The sequence below is a fragment of the Testudinibacter sp. P80/BLE/0925 genome (assembly GCF_053570785.1).
Genome location: NZ_CM131636.1, coordinates 871,870 through 891,548, shown reverse-complemented (window position 1 = coordinate 891,548; position 19,679 = coordinate 871,870). Strand labels below are relative to the sequence as shown.

Here is a 19,679-nt window from a genome sequence, read left to right as displayed (position 1 = left end):
TGCTGGTATTAGTTTTGGTAAATGGCTTGCCCCGTTTCGCCGTCAAACAGATAAATATCGCGGCTGGCAACGCTAAAATACAGGGCGTCTTCCGCCGGCACATTGCTCATTTCGGTGACGGCAAGCAGCGGCTGTTTGCCTAAATTGCCGTGAATCACCCGCTGCGCGCCCAAATCCTCCACTACGCTGACCGCAAGCAAAAACGGATTTTCCACCGTCGGTTTTTGCTGAGAGAGCTGAATTTTTTCCGGACGGATTCCGATTTTAATTGTTTTGCCTTGATACTGCGGCGGCAAGTCAAAGTGCGGTTTGAAATAGTGTCCGCTCGGCAGTCGCAGACTGTCGTTGTGCAAGGTCGCTTCGAGAATATTCATCGCCGGCGAGCCCATAAAGGTGGCGACAAACAGATTTGCCGGACGGTGGTAAATCGCTTTCGGCGTGCCGATTTGTTCCACTTTACCGGCATTCAGAATCACGATTTTATCCGCCATAGTCATCGCTTCCACTTGGTCGTGAGTCACGTAAACCGCGGTGATATTTAACCGCCGTTGCAACGCTTTGATCTCCAAGCGCATGGTATTACGCAATTTGGCGTCAAGGTTGGAAAGCGGCTCATCAAACAGGAACAATTTCGGCTCGCGCACAATCGCGCGCCCCATTGCCACCCGCTGCCGTTGTCCGCCGGACAACTCTTTCGGCTTGCTATTAAGGTATTCGCTCAACTGGAGTAATTTGGCGGTTTCTTCCACCCGTTTTTGGATTTCCGCTTGCGGGTATTTGCGGTTAATCAAGCCGTACGCCAAATTTTTAAACACCGTCATATGCGGATACAGCGCGTAGTTTTGGAACACCATCGCAATATTGCGATCCGCCGGTTCAAGATCGTTAATCCGCTCGTCGGCGAGATACATATCGCCGGACGTGATCGATTCCAAGCCGGCAATCATGCGTAACAGCGTGGATTTACCACAGCCGGACGGCCCGACAAACACCACAAACTCCCCGGCTTCAATGCTGATATTGGCATTGTGGGTTGCCGCTTTGCCGTTGGGATAAATTTTGCTTACGTTTTTGATTTCTAATGCTGACATCTTTTTTCTCTCTTTTATTTGTCGGAATCAACCAAGCCTTTGATAAACCATTTTTGGAACAGCACCACCACCAATACCGGCGGCGCAATCGACAACACCGCCAGCGCAAATGCGCGGTTATAAGCCGGAATTTTGCCGTCGTCCAACACATTGATGATGTCTTTAATCCCCAGTAACAGAGTTTTGAAACTCTCGTCGGTGGTCATTAAAATCGGCCATAAATACTGATTCCAACCGACCACAAACATAATGATAAAAATCGCCGCAATCATCGCTTTCGACAGCGGCAGCAAAATATCAATGAAAAAGCGCCACGGGCCGGCGTTATCCATTTTCGCCGCTTCGATTAATTCATCGGGAATCGACAGAAAAAATTGGCGGAAGAAAAACGTCGCGGTCGCCGAAGCAATCAGCGGCAAAATCAGCCCGGTATAGCTGTTGACCATGCCCAGTTGCGCCACGATTTCATAAGACGGGATAATCCGCACTTCCAACGGCAACAACAACGAGCTGAAAATAATCCAAAACAGGAAAGTGCCCATCGGGAAGCGGAAATAGACAATCGCATACGCCGCCAACATCGAGATAACGATTTTACCAATCGCAAAACCAAAACCCAGAATCAGTGAGTTTTTCAACATCAGCAAACCACTGGCGCCTTTGATTTGCACCGAGGTGTCGTTTAAAAATACGCTGGATGAACCGAACAGCAACTCTTTGTAAGTGCTGATAAATTCATCGCCGAACCAAAATTGAATGCCGTTGCGCGCCAGATATTCCGCACTGTGTGTGGAGGAAGTGAGCGCTAACCACACCGGCAGCATTAAGAAAATCACGCCGGTGATTAAAATAAAATGGTCGAAAAATTTTGTTTTCATCGTTATTCCTCAAACGCCCGCTAATAGTGAATTTTCTTTTCTAAGAAACGGAACTGCACCACCGTCAGCAACATCACGAAAATCATCAAGATCACCGACTGCGCCGAACTGCCCCCCAGATCCGCCCCCAAGAAACCGTCTTGATAAATTTTATACACCAGCGTCGAGGTTTCGCCGCTCGGGCGCCCGCGGGTCAGGGTGTCGATAATGCCGAAGGTTTCGAAAAACGCATAAGTGATATTGATTACCAATAAGAAAAAAGTGGTCGGCGCTAACAGCGGAAAGGTAATCGTCCAGAAACGTTTGCTGCGGCTTTTGCAGTCAATCGCCGCCGCTTCCTTCACCGAATTGGGAATGCCTTGCAAACCGGCGATAAAATAGACGAAATTCACGCTCACCTGTTTCCACACCGAAATCAGCACCAGCGCAAGAGTGGCGTCAACGCCGTCCAGTTTATGATCGAACGCCCACATTTGGTTCAACAGTTTATACATCGGTCCGACATGGGAATCGAACAAAAATACGGCAAGCAACCCCGCCACTGCCGGCGCGATGGCGTAAGGCCAGATAATCAGGGTTTTATAACTGTTTTTGGCACGGATCACCTGATCGGCTTTCACCGCCAGCAGCAGCGCAATCGCCAATGAGAAAAAAGTGACCAACACGGAAAAAATAATCGTGAAGCGAAACGATTTGTAATAATTGGGATTACTCAACACATCAATGTAATTTTGCCAACCGACAAAGGTCGAGCTGAAACCGAACGGATCTTCCAAATAGAAGCTCATATTCAGCGATTGCAGCGCCGGCCAAACAAAGAAAATGGCGATAATCAGCAATTGCGGCGCAATAAACAGATAAGGTAATGCAGAATGTTTAAAGGTTCTTTTATTCATCTTGTGATCCTAAAAATCAAACAACCGAAAAATATTCCCTCCCGCCGTAAACGGAGGAGGTGTCCGAAGGACGAAGGAAGGGAAAAGGCTTTTCAGCCAAAACCGCACTTTGGGTTATTTGACGGTTTGTGCAAAACGCGACAGCAATTGGTTACCATCTCTTTCAATCACCGTCAGCGCTTGATCCACCTCGGTGCCGCCAGTAAACATTTTAGTCACTTCGCTGCGAATCACTTCACGGGTTTGCGGATAGAAGCCCAAACGGTAGCCTTTGGTCCATTCGCCGCCCGGTAAATTCAACTGTAAAATGCCGGTTTCCGCCGCCGGTTCTTGCTGATAGTAACCTTCGACTTTCACTTTTTCGTACGCGGCGGTGGTGATCGGCACATAGCCGGTCTCTTTATGCCAATCAGCCTGCACCTCGGCACTGCTCAAGAATTTGAAGAAGTCGGTAGAACAAGCATTCTGCTCTTTCGATTTACCGGAGAAGGCAAATAGCGCCGCCCCGCCGATAAAGGTGTTGTACTCTTTGCCTTTGGTGATCGAATCCCAGTACGGCAGATAGGTTGTGCCGAAATCAAAATCGGCTTGGGTTTTAATGCCGCCGAATGAACCGCTTGAACCTAACCACATCGCCACTTCGCCTTTCTCAAACGGGGTTTGGTTGTCGCCCCAACCTTCGCCGTAGTAGCCGTAATAACCTTTGTCTTTCCACTCTTTGAATTTACTCAGGTGCATTTTCAGATCAGGGTTGTTGTAGTTCAATTTGCTTGCCGGTGCGTCAAAACCGTTGTTTTGATCGGCTAATTGCAAGTTATGGCGCGAATGGAAGTTTTCAAACAAAATCCATGGCGAATGGGATTGCGACAATGCGATATAACCGGCTTGTTTCAATTTTTCCGCTACGCCCTCGAATTCTTCCCAGGTTTTCGGCGGTTGCACACCGGCTTTAGCGAGCGCGTCTTTGTTAAAATAGAGAATCACGGTTGAGGAGTTGAACGGCATGCCGATCATTTTGCCTTGGCTGTCGGCATAGAAGTTACGAATACCCGGCAGATAATCATTTTTATCAAATGCCACGCCGCTTTCGGCAAACAGATCGGCAACCGGCGTCAATGCGCCCTTGGCGTTGATGATGGTTGCCGAACCGGCTTCATACACTTGGATAATATTCGGGGCTTGTTTGGCACGGAAAGCGGCAATGCCGGCGGTTAATAATTCTTCATAGCTGCCTTTATAAATCGGATCGATTTTACATTGGTGTTGCGCAGCGTTATAAGTCGCCGCAATTTTGTTGACAGTTTCCCCCAACTGCCCTCCCATCGCATGCCACCAAGTAATATCCGTTGCGGCTGACGCAGAGAAAGAAACAGTTGCTGTCGCCAGTGCGCTAATCAAAAGTGATTTGTTAAACATAAACAGTCCTTCAGTGAATTCGAAAATTAATCGCTCGACATTGAGCCGAATCACTGTAGCAAAGAAGTGTTACATTTTGATGACAATATAAAACTGGCATTTTTTCCAAAATTACGATCGGGATCGAGAAAATCGTTATCCGTTATTGGCAACTTTTCATTTTTATTGATAACTCTGCTGACTTGATAAATTTAATTGCACATAAGAGTTGTACATTGTACAATTTCGAATTGAGGATTTTGGTGTTATGCGCTATCTGACGTTTATTGAACTGAGCCCGTTTTCCAAACGACGAGCTGACCTATTGAGTGATGATGAATTCCAAGCACTACAGCAATATTTGTTGGAGAATCATAGCCTGGGAAAATATTTGCAACACACCGGCAGCTGTCAAAAAATACGTTGGGCAAGTCACAATAACCAAGGAAAAAGCAGTGGCGTGCGGATTATCTATTACCATGTCGGCACGAAAGGGCGGCTATATCTCTTGCTGATTTACCCTAAAAATGCACAGGATAATTTAACCCAAGCCGAAAAAGCATTAATGAAACAAATTACTGATAAATTGAGCCAAGAAAAGGAATAAGTATGGATAAAGCCCTGTTTAATGACTTACTCACAGGTTTAAACGAAATGGTCGAGATTGAGAATGGTATAAAGCAGGCAAATGCTGATGCTGTACACGTTCATCAAATTCCTGATGTAAAAAAAATTCGCGCTACAACCTGTTTAAAGCAGCAAGAGTTTGCCGAGGCACTTGGAGTCAGTTTGGCGTTGGTGCAATCTTGGGAAACCCTGCGCCGTGTTCCCAGTGGTTCGGCAAGAAAATTATTACTGATGTTGGAACTGAAGCCCGATTTAATCTCGGCATTAAAAGTGATTTGACATAAAAGTAAACCCACATCAAAACCATTGGCATAAGGTGCGCTTGGCGGTAAACTTAATGCCGATATTGCGGTCTAAAAATTGATCTTCAATATAAAAAACAAAGACCAACACCTATGGAGTTGATGTGAAATTATTACCATGGCAGTCATTCACAGGGAAAGTGAACGGACGCTTAGCGAAAATTTTTCTGTTAGCGTTCGCCGCCCTCGCGCAAACCGCACTTGCGGATACGGATAACAAGACGCAAACACCGCAGCAACAACAAACGGTATTATTGCGGGTGCAAGGGATTACCAATCCGGAACTGAGTAACAATGTCAGAATCCACCTGTCGCAGTTGAGCAACGATGAAGCGGACGGTTCGGAACGCTATCAATATCTGGTCAGCCAGACCATTGAAAATGCCCTGCGTGCGTTAGGCTATTTTAATAATCAAATCACTTTCCGCTTGCAAACCCGCCCCGCACCGGCGAAAGATTTGCTGTTTGCCGATGTGGTATTGGCACAGCCGGTGAAAAACGCCGCCCCCGAGATTCAAATTTTGGGCGACGCCAATCTTGATCCCGAATTTATTGCGTTGAATAAAACCCTGCCGCCGGTCGGTGCGGTCTTAAATCAAGGCGAATATGACGACTATAAATCCTCGCTGCAAAGTCTCGCGGCAAAGCGCGGTTACTTTGACGCCGATTTTGTGCTGTCGCAACTGTTGGTCACCCCGGACGAACATGAAGCGGTGTGGCACATTGTGTTTAATAGCGGCAAGCGTTATCACTATGGCTCGGTCAATTTTAAGCATTCGCAAATCCGTGAAGACTACCTGCGCAATATGCTGCCGATCGAAGCCGGCGAACCTTATCTGATTAACGATTTGTCCACCCTCACCTCCAACTACAGTTCCAGCAACTGGTTCAGCTCGGTGTTGTTGGAACCGCACTTGGACGCCGACGCCAAACGGGTCGATCTGGATGTGTTATTGCGTCCGAAAAAGAAAAACAGTATGGAGCTGGGGATCGGCTATTCGACCGATGTCGGACCGCGACTGCAAGTCGGTTGGACCCGTCCGTGGATTAACAGCCGCGGGCACAGCTTCCGCAGCAATCTGTATCTGTCAGCGCCGCAACAAACCGTAGAAGCAACCTACCGTATGCCATTGCTTGCCAATCCGATGAATTACTACTATGAATTCTCCGGCGGGATGGAACGGGAAGATAACAACGATACCAAATCCAATACCGTGACCCTCGCCGGCTTGCGCTATTGGAACCACAGCAGCGGCTGGCAATATTTTGCCGGCGTACGCGCCCGTTACGACGACTTCACCCAAGCAGGTGTGTCGCATAAAACCTTCCTGCTCTATCCGACCGTCGGTTTTAACCGCACTCGGATACGCGGCGGCATGTTCCCAAGCTGGGGCGATGCACAAAATGTCACCTTTAACCTCGGGCGCAAGCTGTGGATGTCAGATGTGGACTTTTTCAGCGTGCGGGCTTCCTCTGCCTGGATCCGCACTTACGCCGCTAATCACCGTTTTTTGGTACGGTTTGAAGTCGGTTACTTGAACACCAAAGAATTGGCACGCATTCCTCCCGCCTTACGCTATTTCGCCGGCGGCGACCGCAGTATTCGCGGTTACGGCTATAAAAAAGTCTCACCGAAAGATAAAGACGGCAAACTGGTCGGCGCCTCACGCTTGGCGATTGCCAATTTCGAATATCAATATCAGGTCTATCAAGACTGGTGGGCGGCGGTGTTTTACGACACCGGCTTGGCGGCGAATACCTTCTCCCGCGCCGAATTACGTTCCGGGGCGGGGATCGGTGTGCGTTGGGCATCACCGATCGGTGCCGTCAAATTCGATATCGCCACGCCAATCAACGACAAAGACAACAGTAAAAATATTCAATTTTATATCGGGCTAGGAACAGAGTTGTAATGAAAAACACACAAACGGCGCAAAGCACCGCAGCAACCGACATCACTGACGGCACAGCACATCACGGACCGCAAACCGAAGCGCACACCGCAATCAAGAAAAAACACAAGTGCGGTTGGCGCAAATGGTTATGCTCCGCTGCCATTGCACTGCTGTTACTGTTGGCGCTGTTAGTCGGTTTGATTGGCAGCGGTTACGGACAACGCGCGCTGCTGAAATTGGCGGATCATCTGCTGGAGGAGCTGCAAATCGAACAAGTCAGCGGCAATTTGAGTGACGGTCTCGTCTTACACCATCTCGAATACCACAGCGACGGGATCGGCGTCGCAGTCGGCGAAGCCCGCGCGCAACTGCAATTTTCCTGTTTATGGCAGCGCAAACTGTGTCTTGACGATGTCTCGCTAAAACAAGTGGCGGTCGGAGTGGATACCGCATTGTTACCGCCGTCCGAACCACGCGAACCGTCATCCGACGGAATACGACGACTCACGCTGCCGCTGGCGGTCGAGATCCGCAATGTCAGCTTGCAAGAGGTGAATACCAAAGTCGATCACATGCGCTTTGCGCTACAGCAATTCCAAACCGCACTTTCACTCGATAATCAGCAAGGCTTGACGATTCAGCCGACTCAAATTGAAAAATTCAGCGTAACGATGGCAGAAAATCCGGCGTCGGCGAAAGAAGAAGATAAAACCGCTGAAACGGCGCAAACCGCGGCAGTGACCGACTGGGACGCCTTACGCCGGCAACTGGCAAAACCGCTGTTAGCCGAGTTGCAACAAGTCACCCTGCCGTTTGATATTCATCTGCTAGGCTTACACGGGCGTGACTGGCACTACCGCGAATCGTGGGAGAACGGCTTGGATATCGCGGTTCCAAGCGTCGATCTGATTGCCGACGCAACCGGCTACCAAGTGCAATTACAGCAATTGACGCTGAACAGTGATTTGCTTGATATCGACGGCAAAGGCAATATCCGTTTGGAACAGGATTTCCCACTGGACTTGCAGCTAAGCGCGGAAATTTATCCGTTGTTGCAAGGCGAAGAACTGCTGTTGCCGCAAAGTGCGGTTACACTCAATCTCAGCGGCGCGCTGAAACAAACCACGCAGTTACAGTTCACGACCCAAGGCGCGGCGGATATGCGTTTGGACGGGAAAATCCAACTGAATCAAGCGCATAATCCGTTACAACTGACCCTGAAAAGCCCGCAATTCGAGTATCCGTTTGCAACGCGAAACCAAGGCGACGAACAAGCCAAAGATAAGCCGGACGTGCGCTTGCAGGATCTTGAACTGCAACTGGACGGCAATTTGTCGCAATACCACATCGCCCTCGACAGCCAAATCAGCGGCGTGGATATTCCGCCCGCCAAAGTCAGCCTGAATGCCGACGGCACGATTAGCGATTTAGAGATTCAAGCCTTGTTAATCGAAGCGCTCAACGGCAATGCCGAATTAAACGGCAAACTGGCATGGCATGACGGCGTCAGCTGGCAAAGTGCGGTCAAACTCGCCAATATCGACACCCGCAGCTATCTGCCGCAATGGGCGGCGGTGCTGAACGGCGGCTTAACCACGCAGGGGCAGGCTAAGGGCGACAGTTGGCAGCTGGCGATTGACGAACTGGCGATTGACGGACGGCTAAACAATCAGCCGTTACAACTCAGCGGCAAACTGCACAGCAACGATCAACGCGTGCTGGATGCGAAACAAGTCAAACTGGTTTACGGCAACAACACTATGTTACTCAACGGGCATTTGGATCAGGAATCCGATCTGCAAGCGCAGATTAATGCGCCCAATTTGGCAGGCTTGCTACCGCACTTGTCTGCCTCACTAAACGGCAATATCCATATTCAAGGCAGCCTGCAAAAACCGTCCGCCGATCTGGATTTGGTCAGTAAAAATATTGATTACCAAGACTTCCGCCTGCGCAATTTCAGCGCCAAAGGGCGTTTGACCATGGACGAGATCATTGCCGGTGCCCTGTACTTAAACCTAGACTCGTTCAAATACGGCGATGTCACGCTACAGCAAACCAAACTGATTGCCGAAGGCAATGAAAAAAATCACAAACTGAATCTGCGCACCCAAGGCGAACCGGTCTCCGGCACCTTGAATATTTACGGCGGCTTTGATCGCGCCAACGAAATTTGGCAAGGCACGCTCAGCCAAGTGCGGTTACACTCGCCGGTCGGCAACTGGAACAATAATCAAAACGTGGCGGTGCGTTTCGACGTTAAGCAAAACAACGCCAATGTTGCCGCCCATTGTTGGCTGAACCAACAGGCGCAACTCTGTTTCCCGCAGCCGTTTACCGCGGGCAACAACGGGAACATTCCGTTTGAGCTGAAACAGATTAATTTAGCGATGGTGAACGAATTTCTGGATAACAACAGTCAAGCTTCGGGCATTATTGACGGCAGCGGCAAAGTGGCATGGCATAGCGACAAACCGTTTGAATTGGAGCTGGCACTCACCAGCAACCAACTGGGGTTCAAACATCGGATTGACTACCGCACTTTCCAGATTGCGCTCAACCGGCTCAAGATCAACAGCCAGATTCAGAACAATAACCTGCTGCTCAAAGCGGAAACCGAGATCAATCAAAACGGCAAATTGGCAACCAATCTCACCCTGACCGATTTGGCGAATAGCCGCGGTTTATCCGGCGATCTGAACCTGCAGGATTTCAATCTGAATCTGCTCAACCAGCTGCTCGCCAAAGGCGAAAACGTGCAAGGCTTGGTCAACAGCCGCTTGCGTTTTGGCGGCGATTTGCAAGCGCCGCTGTTGAACGGGCGTTTCGATATCACCGGCATTCGCACCAAGCTGTTCTCAACCCCGTTCCAAGTCAGTGACGGACAGCTGAACATCGCCTTCAACGGCACATCGTCCACTTTAAACGGCACGCTAAAAACACCGGACAGCCAACTGAACCTGAACGGCGACGCCTCATGGCGCACGCTCGAACAGTGGCAGGCACGGATCGCAGCCCAAGCCAACCGTTTCAAACTGGATATGCCCGGCATTGCCAAAATCGAAGTCAGCCCGAATGTCGAAGCCAATATTAATCCGCAGCTGCTCAATCTGACCGGCAATGTCGATGTGCCGTGGGCGCGGATTACGATTGAACAACTGCCGGAAAGTGCGGTCGGCGTCAGCGGCGATCTGGTGATTGTCGACGGCAAAAACAAAGTGGAGATTCGCAAAGCGTTGCAGCAACAGGCACTGGCGCGCCAAGCGGGCATGGCGGTGTCGTCCAACATTACCGTGAATATCGGCAATGATGTGTTTCTCGACGCCTACGGCTTAAAAGCCAACCTGAACGGAACGTTGGCGGTACGGCAAGAGAAAACCTTGGGGCTGTACGGACAAGTCAATATCCAAAACGGCCGCTATGCCTCATTCGGACAGGATTTATTAATCCGGCGCGGACAAATCAGCTTTTCCGGTTTGGCGTCGCAGCCGTTCTTGAATATCGAAGCCATCCGTAATCCGGAAGCGATGGAAAACAGTAAAATCGTCGCCGGCATTAAAGTGACCGGCATTGCCGATCAACCCGATGTGTCGGTCTTTTCCGAACCGGGCATGTCGCAGGACGAAGCCCTTTCCTACCTGTTGACCGGACGCGGTTTGGATAACAGCGGCGACTCCGCTTCCAGCGCCTCGATTGGCGCCGCAATGTTGGGCTTGGGCTTATCCAAGAGCGGCAAACTGGTCGGCGGTATCGGCGAAGCGTTTGGAATCAGCGATTTAACGCTGGATACCGCCGGTATCGGCGACAACTCGCAAGTGGTGGTCAGCGGCAATATCACCCCGCGTCTGCAAATCAAATATGGGGTCGGCTTGTTTCAACCGTTGGCAGAATTAACTTTACGATATAAAATAATGCCGCAACTGTTTTTACAATCGGTATCGGGGGTAAGCCAAGCTGTTGATTTGTTGTACCAATTTGAATTTTAAATCAAGACGCAAACAGCGCCATATTATAAAAAATGCTGTATTTAAAAAGGAGAAACCAGATGTTAACGTTAGAAATCGATGAGAACAGCTACACCTCAAAAGAGCTGAGTTGGTTGGCATTTAACGAGCGGGTGCTGCAAGAAGCCTATGACGAAAGCAATCCGCTGTTAGAACGGATCCGCTTTCTGGGGATTTTTGCCTCCAACCTGGATGAATTTTACCAAGTGCGGTTTGCCAACCTGAAGCATAAGCTGTTGATCATCCGTGAGCAGGAGTCGCTGCCCGCCCAGCAGATCCGCAGCCAATTGGAAGTGATTCAGCAGCGAACGGAACAGTTAAACCAAAAATTCGATGAAATCTACAGCCGCCTAATGCTACGGCTGGCAAAGCATAAAATCTTCCTACTGAACGAAAACCAACTCTCCCCTTATCATCAAAACTGGCTCAAAGATTATTTTAAACGCGAAATCAAACAATATATTTTCCCGATTATTCTGAATGAAGATATTGATTTGCTGCAATCGCTCAGCGCACACAACTCGAACCTGATTATCGAACTGAAGAAAAACAAAAAAATCCAAACCCTGGCGATTCTGCCGATTCCGTCCGATTCGCTTTCACGTTTTATCGTGCTGCCAAAAGAGCGTTATAAACGCCATCAAGGTATTATTTTATTAGACAACGTGATCCGTTTTTGTCTGGAAAATATCTTTGCCGATGCGATTTTTGATTATGATGAAATCAGTGCTTACTCGATCAAAATGACGCGTGATGCCGAATACGATTTGATCACCGAAGTGGAATACAGCTTATTAGAACTGATGTCAACCAGCCTGAAGCAACGGGTCACCGCGCAACCGGTGCGTTTCCTGTATGAAAAATCAATGCCGAAAAACCTGCTGAAATTACTGAAACAGCGTTTGAACATCAGCAGTCTGGACTCGGTCGAAGCGGGCGGGCGCTATCTCAGCTTCAAGCATTTGCTGCAATTTCCGGATTTGGGCAAAAAAGAGTTGGTCAATGCGCCGCTGTCGGTGATTGCCCACCCGCAACTGAAAAACGAACGGATTATTCTCGATGCCATCGCCAAAAAAGACATTCTGCTGTATTACCCGTACCACAGTTTTAACGTGATCTGCGAATTGTTGCGCCAAGCCTCGTTTGACCCGAATGTAACCGCAATTAAAATCAACCTGTATCGGGTGGCGAAACACTCCCGCATTATCGAAGCCCTGATGAATGCCGCCAACAACGGCAAACAGGTGACGGTGATTATCGAATTGCAAGCCCGCTTCGATGAAGAGGCCAATATCAATTGGGCGAAACGCCTGACCGACAGCAATATCAAGGTGGTGTTCTCCTCACCGGGCTTTAAAATCCACTCCAAATTATTCCTGATCACCCGCCGTGAAAACAACCAACTGGTGAATTATGCCCATGTCGGCACCGGTAACTTCCACGAAGGTTCGGCACGAATTTATACCGATTTCGCTTTACTGAGCAAAAACAGCAACATCACCGAAGAAGTCAAACGGGTATTCCGCTTTATCGAAATGCCGTTCAGCCCGACCAAATTTTCCCACCTGCTGGTTTCGCCGATTAACGTCAGAATCCGACTGTCTTATCTGATCAACCGCGAAATCGAGAATGCGCAAGCCGGTAAGAAGAGCGGGATGATTATCAAAATTAACAATCTGGTTGACCAGCAAATGGTGAACCTGTTGTATAACGCCAGCCAAGCCGGGGTTAAAATCCAAATGATCCTACGCGGCATGTGCTCGTTAAAAGCCGGCGTAGCGGGATTGAGCGAAAATATTGAAATCATCAGCGTGATTGACCGTTTCCTCGAACATCCGCGGGTGTACTATTTTGAAAATAACGGCGATCCGGATGTCTATATCTCTTCCGCCGACTGGATGACGCGCAATCTTGATCGCCGGATTGAAGTCGGTGCGCCGCTATTGGATGCCGAGGCAAAACAGTGCGTGATTGATATTCTGAAAATCCAGTTATCAGACAATGTCAAAGCGCGTATCATTGACGCGAAAGAGAAAAATGAATATGTGCGCAACCGGCAGCCGGCTTGTCGCTCGCAGCTGGCGATTCACGACTATCTATCCGCCAAAACCGTATCGACCAAATAACAGACTAAGTCACCGACCAAGCAACTAAAGAGTAATTATTATGAACCAACAAACCACCTCAACGGAATCGACCGCCAAAGAATTCGCCGCAATCGATCTGGGCTCCAACAGTTTTCACATGATCATTGTCCGCATTGTCAACGGCTCGATTCAGGTGCTGTCGCGCTTAAAACAACGGGTGCAGTTGGCACAGGGGTTGGACGACAAACTGTATCTCAGTCAGGAAGCCATTGCGCGCGGGGTGGCTTGCCTGGCACTGTTTGCTGAACGGCTGCAAGGCTTTCCGCCGGAAAATGTACGCGCGGTAGGCACCTATACCTTACGCCGTGCCGTCAACAATGATGAATTTCTACAACAAGCCGCCGAGGTTTTTCCGTTTCCGATCCGTATTATTTCCGGCACCGAAGAAGCCAAACTGATTTACTCCGGCGTGTCGCATACCCAGCCGGAAAGCGGGCGTAAACTGGTGGTAGACATCGGCGGCGGCTCAACCGAAATGATTATCGGCGAAGGCTTCACCCCGCTGATCGCCGAAAGCCGCCATATGGGCTGCGTCAGCTTCGGCAAAACCTATTTTGCCGACGGCAAAATCAGCAATAAAAGTTTCCAAGCAGCCAAACAAGCGGCATTGGAGAAAATCGAAGATCTGTCGTGGGAATATCGTCATCTCGGCTGGCAATCGGTGTTGGGTTCTTCCGGTACGATTAAAACCGTCAGCCAGATTGTCAGTGAAAACTTCGATTGCGACGGCGTGATCACCGCCGACAATTTACGGCAACTGATTGATAAAGTGCTGAAATTTGATAATTTTGATAAGTTGAAAATTGCCGGCTTAAGTGAAGATCGAGTCAGTGTATTTGTACCCGGTTTGGCAATTCTAAGTGCGGTATTTGAAAATTATCGCCTCGAACAAATGCGCTATTCCGACGGTGCATTGCGTGAAGGCGTGATGTACGGGTTGGAAAGCAGTTTCCAAGTGGACGACATTCGCGAACGCACCGTCAACAGCTTGATGGGGCATTTCAGCGTCGATCAGGAACAAGCCCTGCGCGTTGCCGACACCGCCGTACTGCTCGGGCAAAAATACCAACGTTGGAAAAATGCCGATTTAAGTGCCGATATGCAGAATATCCTGTTATCGGCGGCATTACTGCACGAAGTCGGGATTATGATCAACCACAGCGGGGTACAGAAACACTCCGCCTACATTATCCAAAACAGCGAACTGCCGGGCTTTGACCGTTGCCAACAACGGCTGTTAGCCAATTTAGTGCGTTTCCAAATCAAATCCTTCAAACCGGCGGATATTCAAAACGACAACCGTTACGAACTGCAAGATGTGTTGGCATTAATCGTGCTGCTGCGCCTTGCCCTCATCATCAACCGCTCGCGCCGCGCCACCGAACTGACTGATAAATTCACCCTCGATGTCAGCAGCAATTTCAACCGCTGGGAACTGGAATTTGAGCAAGGCTATTTGGAACGTAATCCGCTGACCCAAAGTGAATTAGGCGAAGAACAAGCTTTTTTGATGAGCAGCCTAGAGATTAATTTGCAGTTTAAGTAATCGCTTGCCCAGCACCTAACATTTCCCTCCCTCCACGTACGGAGGGAGTACTATTGTCGGGCTGACGTCCGTCACTCGTTCCGGCTCGCCTTTGTCGTTTTTGATTACCTTGCCGTTTTCGTCCTTGTTCAAGTCCGAACTTGCGCTCACCCCAATGCTCGCGCTCACCGCCTTGCTCTCACTACGGTTTTCAATGTCGTTGAAGGTCAGTTTGTTGGTAACAAGGCGGTTTTTGTCGGTTTGCTTGCCCGTGATGGCGCCGCCGTTCAAGTGAACATTATTCGCCTCCACATCATAATGTTCTTCGGCAAACAAACCGCTTTGACGATTGACCTGTTGACGATTGGCACTGCCTTGTTGTGCGCTTGCGTTGGCACTCGCCTCCCAAGCCGTACCGAACGACACCTGCACCCGTCCGCCGACACTGCTGCCGCTGCTTCGCTGCTGCTCCCCGTCTTGTAAACTGTTAATCGTCAGGTCGCCGCCAATCCGGGTTTGAATCTGTTTGGCGTGCACCTCCGCCCCGTTCAACGTCGTATCGCCTTGGCTTTTGACGATAACCTTATCCGCATCCACAACACTATTATGATGATAAATGCCTTCACCCTGCTGACCGCTGCGGTTATAACCGGCTTCAACATAAGCATAGACCCCCGTTTGTTCGCCGACGGAATAACCCACGCCCACTTGCGCGCCGCTGCTGCGTTGGCTGCTTTGTTGGCGATAACCGTCCACGCCCGCATTCAGTAAAATCTTGCCTGCCGCGTCAAACTCAACCGTACCGCCCGACGTGCGCTTGCCCTCACTGTCTCGGGTGGTGAGAGTGGTGTAGGTCGCATCAATATTGCCGCGGCGTGCCGTCAAACTTACACCCTCTGCCCCATTGAGATGGTTGCCGACCGCACTTTCGCTATAACGGGCGCTGTCGCTTTTCGCTTGGCTAAAGCCAACGCCGACTTCGCCGACATAAATACGATTATCATCACTAAAACAAATACCTCCTACCGCACTTCTCCTCTCAGGAGGCATTTTTGATTTTGCCAACTCCGAAACAACAATAAATTATTGCTTTGATTCACTGACGGTTATTCAATAGTTTTTATTCATTATTTACCATAGCAAAATTTAAATTAAAAAATCAATATTCACCAACATTATTACGATACCACTCTTTTAATTTTTCTAATATAGAAATAAAATCCACTAAATCAATGCTAGAAAAAAACATCATCTCCATCAATCTCTTCATAGTTAAAAAAAGCATCATCATTAAGTTTCCAAGCGAAAAAACTTTTTTATCATTCCTAGCGCACCGCTTAATAAAATCATCAAAACTATCCTCTAACGTTATCCTATAACCAGAGCAAAAATCACCATTTAAAAAAAACCTACTCTTATAGTTGTTGCAATTTATACTTTCATCATAATAATATGTTTCTTTTAGTATCAGCTCTAAAGAACTCAATAAAGAAGGAAGGTATGTAGTATCATCCAATGTTCCCAACACGTTTCCACTTATAACAATTTGGAGAGGGACTAGCTTTTGCTTCAATTCCATTTCATTTATTTCGAAATAGAAATTAGAGTTTCCCACTTTCATTTTACACCTCCCAAATCTTTAAGTGATTTAGGTATATCATTCATTTTTATAGCTCTAGATTGACCAGATAAAGTTTGACCATCAGTTGAACCATCCCAATGAAAGTTTCCATTATTATCATTTTGAAAACGATGATATACAGGGATATTATTTCTATATTCAATAGCCCATTTATTTTCAGGGTCATCATCTACAATAAAACTTTTATTCCATAGCTCCACATGATTTTCAGGAATTACTGATTTTGTATTATTATATTGAACTTGATTTTTCCCTTTAGGATCGTGATGCCCTGGGTTCTCATAATATTGAGCAATAACTAGCTCTCCGCCATCATTATATAAACTATAAATTGTCAATTATCTTTAAGTTCATCCATATAGGATTGTGCTTCATAAATAAATTGAGTTTTTACTTCACTGTTTTCATTAATAGTTAATATAAACTTTCTCCAGTCACCACCAGTTTGAGTTTGCATCTCAGCATAAAGCTTTTGACAAAAACCCTTCAATTGATTATTAGACTCCGCATTTAAATTCATAGATTGCCGAACACCATTAACTACTATTAATAGCCTAGTCTCCACCCAACCTTCATCTGGATTAAACCTATATATATCTTAGAGTATCAAATTTTTTGTTAGCTTCAAAAAACATTCGACATATACTATTAAGTATATCAAACTGCTTTTTCATTATTTTCCACCACCTTTTTGATTAATAAAATCCTGAGTGAACTCCTCGCCATCAATTATAAATCTCACTTCTAGTTTATCTGGTCTTGATGAACTCAGATTATCACGCATGAATTTTACAGTTATATTATCCACTGTCTTTCCCTCAATATGAGCTTTTCTAAGTATATTTTCAAAATAGATCTTATATGCTGAGTTATTAAAATTGCTATTTTGTGGAAATAAACTATAATGGTCGCAAGAACCACCCATTGCGCAAGCTTGGATGTGCCCACCTACATCTCCATCAATCCCCTCTTTACCTACCGCAGTCTGACGACCATCTCGAACACCTTTATTTTCAAAATCAGGCTTAAATGATATTTCTTCAACATATCCATTCTGATTAGTTCGAAAATAAGTTCCATTTGATAGATTGTATTCAGCATTCGGTCTCAACTGATTGATTGCTTTATAAGCCTCACTCCTTTTTTGTCTTGCCATATCAATATTAACATGACTATCATCAAGGCTATCTTCATCTTATATCTCCCAAATCCTTAGAGGATTATCCTTTGCATACACAACTTTGGAAAATAAATTTCAACTATTTCCAATCAATAGGAACAACACCTGTCTTATTACGCTCGGATTCTGGAATTGGGATATTTAATTCTGGCAATGCCAAAAATAATATTTTTGCGAAACGATTAATAACATTCAATCTCCACGCCTCATTATCACAAAACTTATCAAACAATAATTTAGGAATAGCAATTTCACACTCGCCTCCCATATGTCCACCATATTGAAAGCCAATATAAAAACATTCATTACTTCCTTATTTACCCAATATCCTATAGGCAATAAATTTTGTTTATCAATAATATTTAGATTCATTAATAAGGCACACCTCTATTAACCCATACATCATCTATTAAATATTGGTCATTCTTTCTATTCTTACAGTCATCAACAAATCTAATAACTTCATCAAGATTATTTGGATAATTTGAAAACATATCATCATTTATTATATAATGCTCTTCATAATCGGCTATACCAATAGTTAATGGTATTGATATATAATATCTATTATCTAATGTATCTATCCCAATGGAAAAAAAATTATCTTTATTTACATAAATATCTTTAAATCTACTCATTTATTTTCCTTATTTCTAAATATTGATTAAATTTATTATCAAAATCAATAATAGCTTCAAGTTTACCATTCGGTAACTTCCCTCCTGGAACCCACTGTTCATTTACTCCAGCTTCATTTCCGCTTGGTATTCTTAAATTAAAACGATGTGGTTCATTAATATCTACTCTTAAAATATTGTTAGATAAATAATTCTCTGGCAGTCCAAGCTCTTTTTCTATAATTCTTAGATTTCCATTTGAATTTTCCCATAAAACATCTGCTTCTTTTTTGCTCAAAACAAAAGCTGTATTATCTCGTTGGGATAGCCCATATTTATTAAAATTACTTTCAGGAATAAACCTAACCGCCCCATCATCAAACTGAGATAAATGTGCATCTATGTACTCTTTAGGTAAATATTCTGTTGGATCTGGTCTCTTTCCTTTTTCAATCAATAGAATTTCATTAATTTTAGCCTCAGTTAGTGGGTAACCAATCGGGCTAGAAATAACATCAGTTTTACCCAATTTCACCGCACTTTTAGCTCCTGTTTTCACCAGATTTAAAGCCCCTGCTGTACTGCCAATTACGCCGAGTTCGGTTGATAAATACACCTGCATCCGCATCACATCCGCTTCTCGTGTTTGACCACTGGCTTCTAATCTATCCGCTTCCGCTAATTGTGATTTTATGTTGTCTGAAATCGTTGTAATTGGTGCTTCAGCAAAGGCTTTAATCGCCCGCCCCATCTCACTTAATTGCGCTTGTGAAACTTCGTCGCCCGTCATCGCTTTTGCTGTAATCGTTGCCAGTTCAACAGAATCCGTAATCCCCTCTTTTGCAATTTTGACTAACGCTTCTCTTGCCACGTCCTCTGCATATTCGCGTTTCGCATTGGCATATTGGGTGGCAATATCTTTATATTCTCCATGTTGTATTTCAGCTTTTGGATCACCATAACTATAAAATGCTGAACTCAAGGTAATCAGTTCATTTGCACAAGCTGTGGTCATTCCACCATAACAAGCAAGCTGCAAATCCTTATCTCGCTGATGATCCAGTTTCACTAAGTCTGTTAATTCTTGGGCTTCCTCTTCCGTTAAGCCTTCTTTTTGGCGTTTGGCAACGAGCTCTAGCTGTCGTGCAAGCTCTTGTTTAAATAAATAATTATTCTCCACCGCACTTTCCGCTGTCACCTGCCCAATCGCGGCATTAGCAAGCGTATCAGCGAGGTTCGTCGTGCCGTTTGTCGCGTTGCTCGCCATCCCTGCCGCCAATGCCCCTGTCAGGCTGCTGAGGGCGGTGATGTTCTGTTTCTCGCGCTCGTTTAGGTCGCTCGCCTTTTTGCCGTAGAGGGTTTGTGCCAACAGCTCTGCCGCCGCTTCCCCCGCTATCCCTGCCGCCGCACCACCCAACGCACTGCCGCCGTTAACTTGCGCTTCTACCGCACCCAAAATACCGTGCAGGATAAATTAGAT

Annotated in this window: 18 protein-coding genes; 6 read left to right on the top strand and 12 right to left on the bottom strand. The window is 46.7% G+C overall.

Annotation, left to right across the window (positions count from 1 at the left end; translation table 11 throughout):
- Positions 1-8: 8 nt before the first annotated feature.
- From ACWA5Z_RS04265 to ACWA5Z_RS04250, 4 genes are all read right to left on the bottom strand, one after another.
- Entirely contained in the window at positions 9-1,091 is a 1,083-nt protein-coding gene (locus ACWA5Z_RS04265) for an ABC transporter ATP-binding protein (protein WP_431054075.1), read from the bottom strand.
- 14 nt (positions 1,092-1,105) lie between these two features.
- Positions 1,106-1,969 (bottom strand): ABC transporter permease subunit, encoded by an 864-nt coding sequence (locus tag ACWA5Z_RS04260; protein WP_431054074.1) that lies wholly within the window; start codon positions 1,967-1,969, stop codon positions 1,106-1,108.
- 20 nt (positions 1,970-1,989) lie between these two features.
- Positions 1,990-2,865 carry an ABC transporter permease subunit gene (locus ACWA5Z_RS04255; protein ID WP_431054073.1) on the bottom strand — a complete coding sequence of 292 codons (876 nt, stop codon included), beginning with the start codon at positions 2,863-2,865 and terminating at the stop codon, positions 1,990-1,992.
- 114 nt (positions 2,866-2,979) lie between these two features.
- Complete coding sequence (locus ACWA5Z_RS04250) at positions 2,980-4,281, bottom strand: extracellular solute-binding protein (protein ID WP_431054072.1); 1,302 nt, start codon at positions 4,279-4,281, stop codon at positions 2,980-2,982.
- Positions 4,282-4,528: 247 nt separating this feature from the next.
- On the opposite strand from ACWA5Z_RS04250, the gene ACWA5Z_RS04245 reads away from it, so the two are divergent.
- From ACWA5Z_RS04245 to ppx, 6 genes are all read left to right on the top strand, one after another.
- Positions 4,529-4,867 (top strand): hypothetical protein, encoded by a 339-nt coding sequence (locus ACWA5Z_RS04245; RefSeq protein WP_431054071.1) that lies wholly within the window; start codon positions 4,529-4,531, stop codon positions 4,865-4,867.
- 2 nt (positions 4,868-4,869) lie between these two features.
- Positions 4,870-5,166 carry a NadS family protein gene (nadS, locus tag ACWA5Z_RS04240; RefSeq protein ID WP_431054070.1) on the top strand — a complete coding sequence of 99 codons (297 nt, stop codon included), beginning with the start codon at positions 4,870-4,872 and terminating at the stop codon, positions 5,164-5,166.
- Between the two features lie 163 nt (positions 5,167-5,329).
- Positions 5,330-7,102, top strand: a complete 1,773-nt coding sequence (gene tamA / locus ACWA5Z_RS04235; protein WP_431054287.1) for an autotransporter assembly complex protein TamA — start codon at positions 5,330-5,332, stop codon at positions 7,100-7,102.
- Positions 7,102-11,070, top strand: coding sequence for an autotransporter assembly complex protein TamB (tamB, locus tag ACWA5Z_RS04230; protein ID WP_431054069.1), 3,969 nt, complete (start codon positions 7,102-7,104; stop codon positions 11,068-11,070). The genes tamA and tamB overlap by 1 nt, the downstream gene beginning before the upstream one ends.
- Before the next feature lie 59 nt (positions 11,071-11,129).
- Positions 11,130-13,214, top strand: coding sequence for a polyphosphate kinase 1 (gene ppk1, locus ACWA5Z_RS04225; protein ID WP_431054068.1), 2,085 nt, complete (start codon positions 11,130-11,132; stop codon positions 13,212-13,214).
- A 40-nt stretch (positions 13,215-13,254) separates the two neighbouring features.
- On the top strand, positions 13,255-14,781 hold the full coding sequence (gene ppx / locus ACWA5Z_RS04220; protein WP_431054067.1) for an exopolyphosphatase: 1,527 nt from the start codon (positions 13,255-13,257) through the stop codon (positions 14,779-14,781).
- Positions 14,782-14,796: 15 nt separating this feature from the next.
- Here ppx and ACWA5Z_RS04215 read toward each other — a convergent pair whose 3' ends face one another.
- The 8 genes from ACWA5Z_RS04215 to ACWA5Z_RS04180 form a co-directional block, all read right to left on the bottom strand.
- Positions 14,797-15,825, bottom strand: a complete 1,029-nt coding sequence (locus ACWA5Z_RS04215; RefSeq protein ID WP_431054066.1) for a hemagglutinin repeat-containing protein — start codon at positions 15,823-15,825, stop codon at positions 14,797-14,799.
- Positions 15,826-15,919: 94 nt separating this feature from the next.
- Positions 15,920-16,381, bottom strand: a complete 462-nt coding sequence (locus tag ACWA5Z_RS04210) for a hypothetical protein (RefSeq protein WP_431054065.1) — start codon at positions 16,379-16,381, stop codon at positions 15,920-15,922.
- Positions 16,378-16,740 (bottom strand): hypothetical protein, encoded by a 363-nt coding sequence (locus ACWA5Z_RS04205; protein WP_431054064.1) that lies wholly within the window; start codon positions 16,738-16,740, stop codon positions 16,378-16,380. The genes ACWA5Z_RS04210 and ACWA5Z_RS04205 overlap by 4 nt, the downstream gene beginning before the upstream one ends.
- Positions 16,737-16,922 carry a hypothetical protein gene (locus ACWA5Z_RS04200; protein WP_431054063.1) on the bottom strand — a complete coding sequence of 62 codons (186 nt, stop codon included), beginning with the start codon at positions 16,920-16,922 and terminating at the stop codon, positions 16,737-16,739. Before ACWA5Z_RS04200 ends, ACWA5Z_RS04205 begins: the two co-directional genes overlap by 4 nt.
- A gap of 153 nt (positions 16,923-17,075) precedes the next feature.
- Positions 17,076-17,558 (bottom strand): DNA/RNA non-specific endonuclease, encoded by a 483-nt coding sequence (locus ACWA5Z_RS04195; protein WP_431054062.1) that lies wholly within the window; start codon positions 17,556-17,558, stop codon positions 17,076-17,078.
- Positions 17,559-17,661: 103 nt separating this feature from the next.
- Entirely contained in the window at positions 17,662-17,850 is a 189-nt protein-coding gene (locus ACWA5Z_RS04190; RefSeq protein ID WP_431054061.1) for a hypothetical protein, read from the bottom strand.
- A gap of 103 nt (positions 17,851-17,953) precedes the next feature.
- On the bottom strand, positions 17,954-18,220 hold the full coding sequence (locus tag ACWA5Z_RS04185) for a hypothetical protein (RefSeq protein ID WP_431054060.1): 267 nt from the start codon (positions 18,218-18,220) through the stop codon (positions 17,954-17,956).
- Positions 18,213-19,655, bottom strand: coding sequence for a VENN motif pre-toxin domain-containing protein (locus tag ACWA5Z_RS04180; RefSeq protein ID WP_431054059.1), 1,443 nt, complete (start codon positions 19,653-19,655; stop codon positions 18,213-18,215). The genes ACWA5Z_RS04185 and ACWA5Z_RS04180 overlap by 8 nt, the downstream gene beginning before the upstream one ends.
- Positions 19,656-19,679 lie beyond the last annotated feature (24 nt).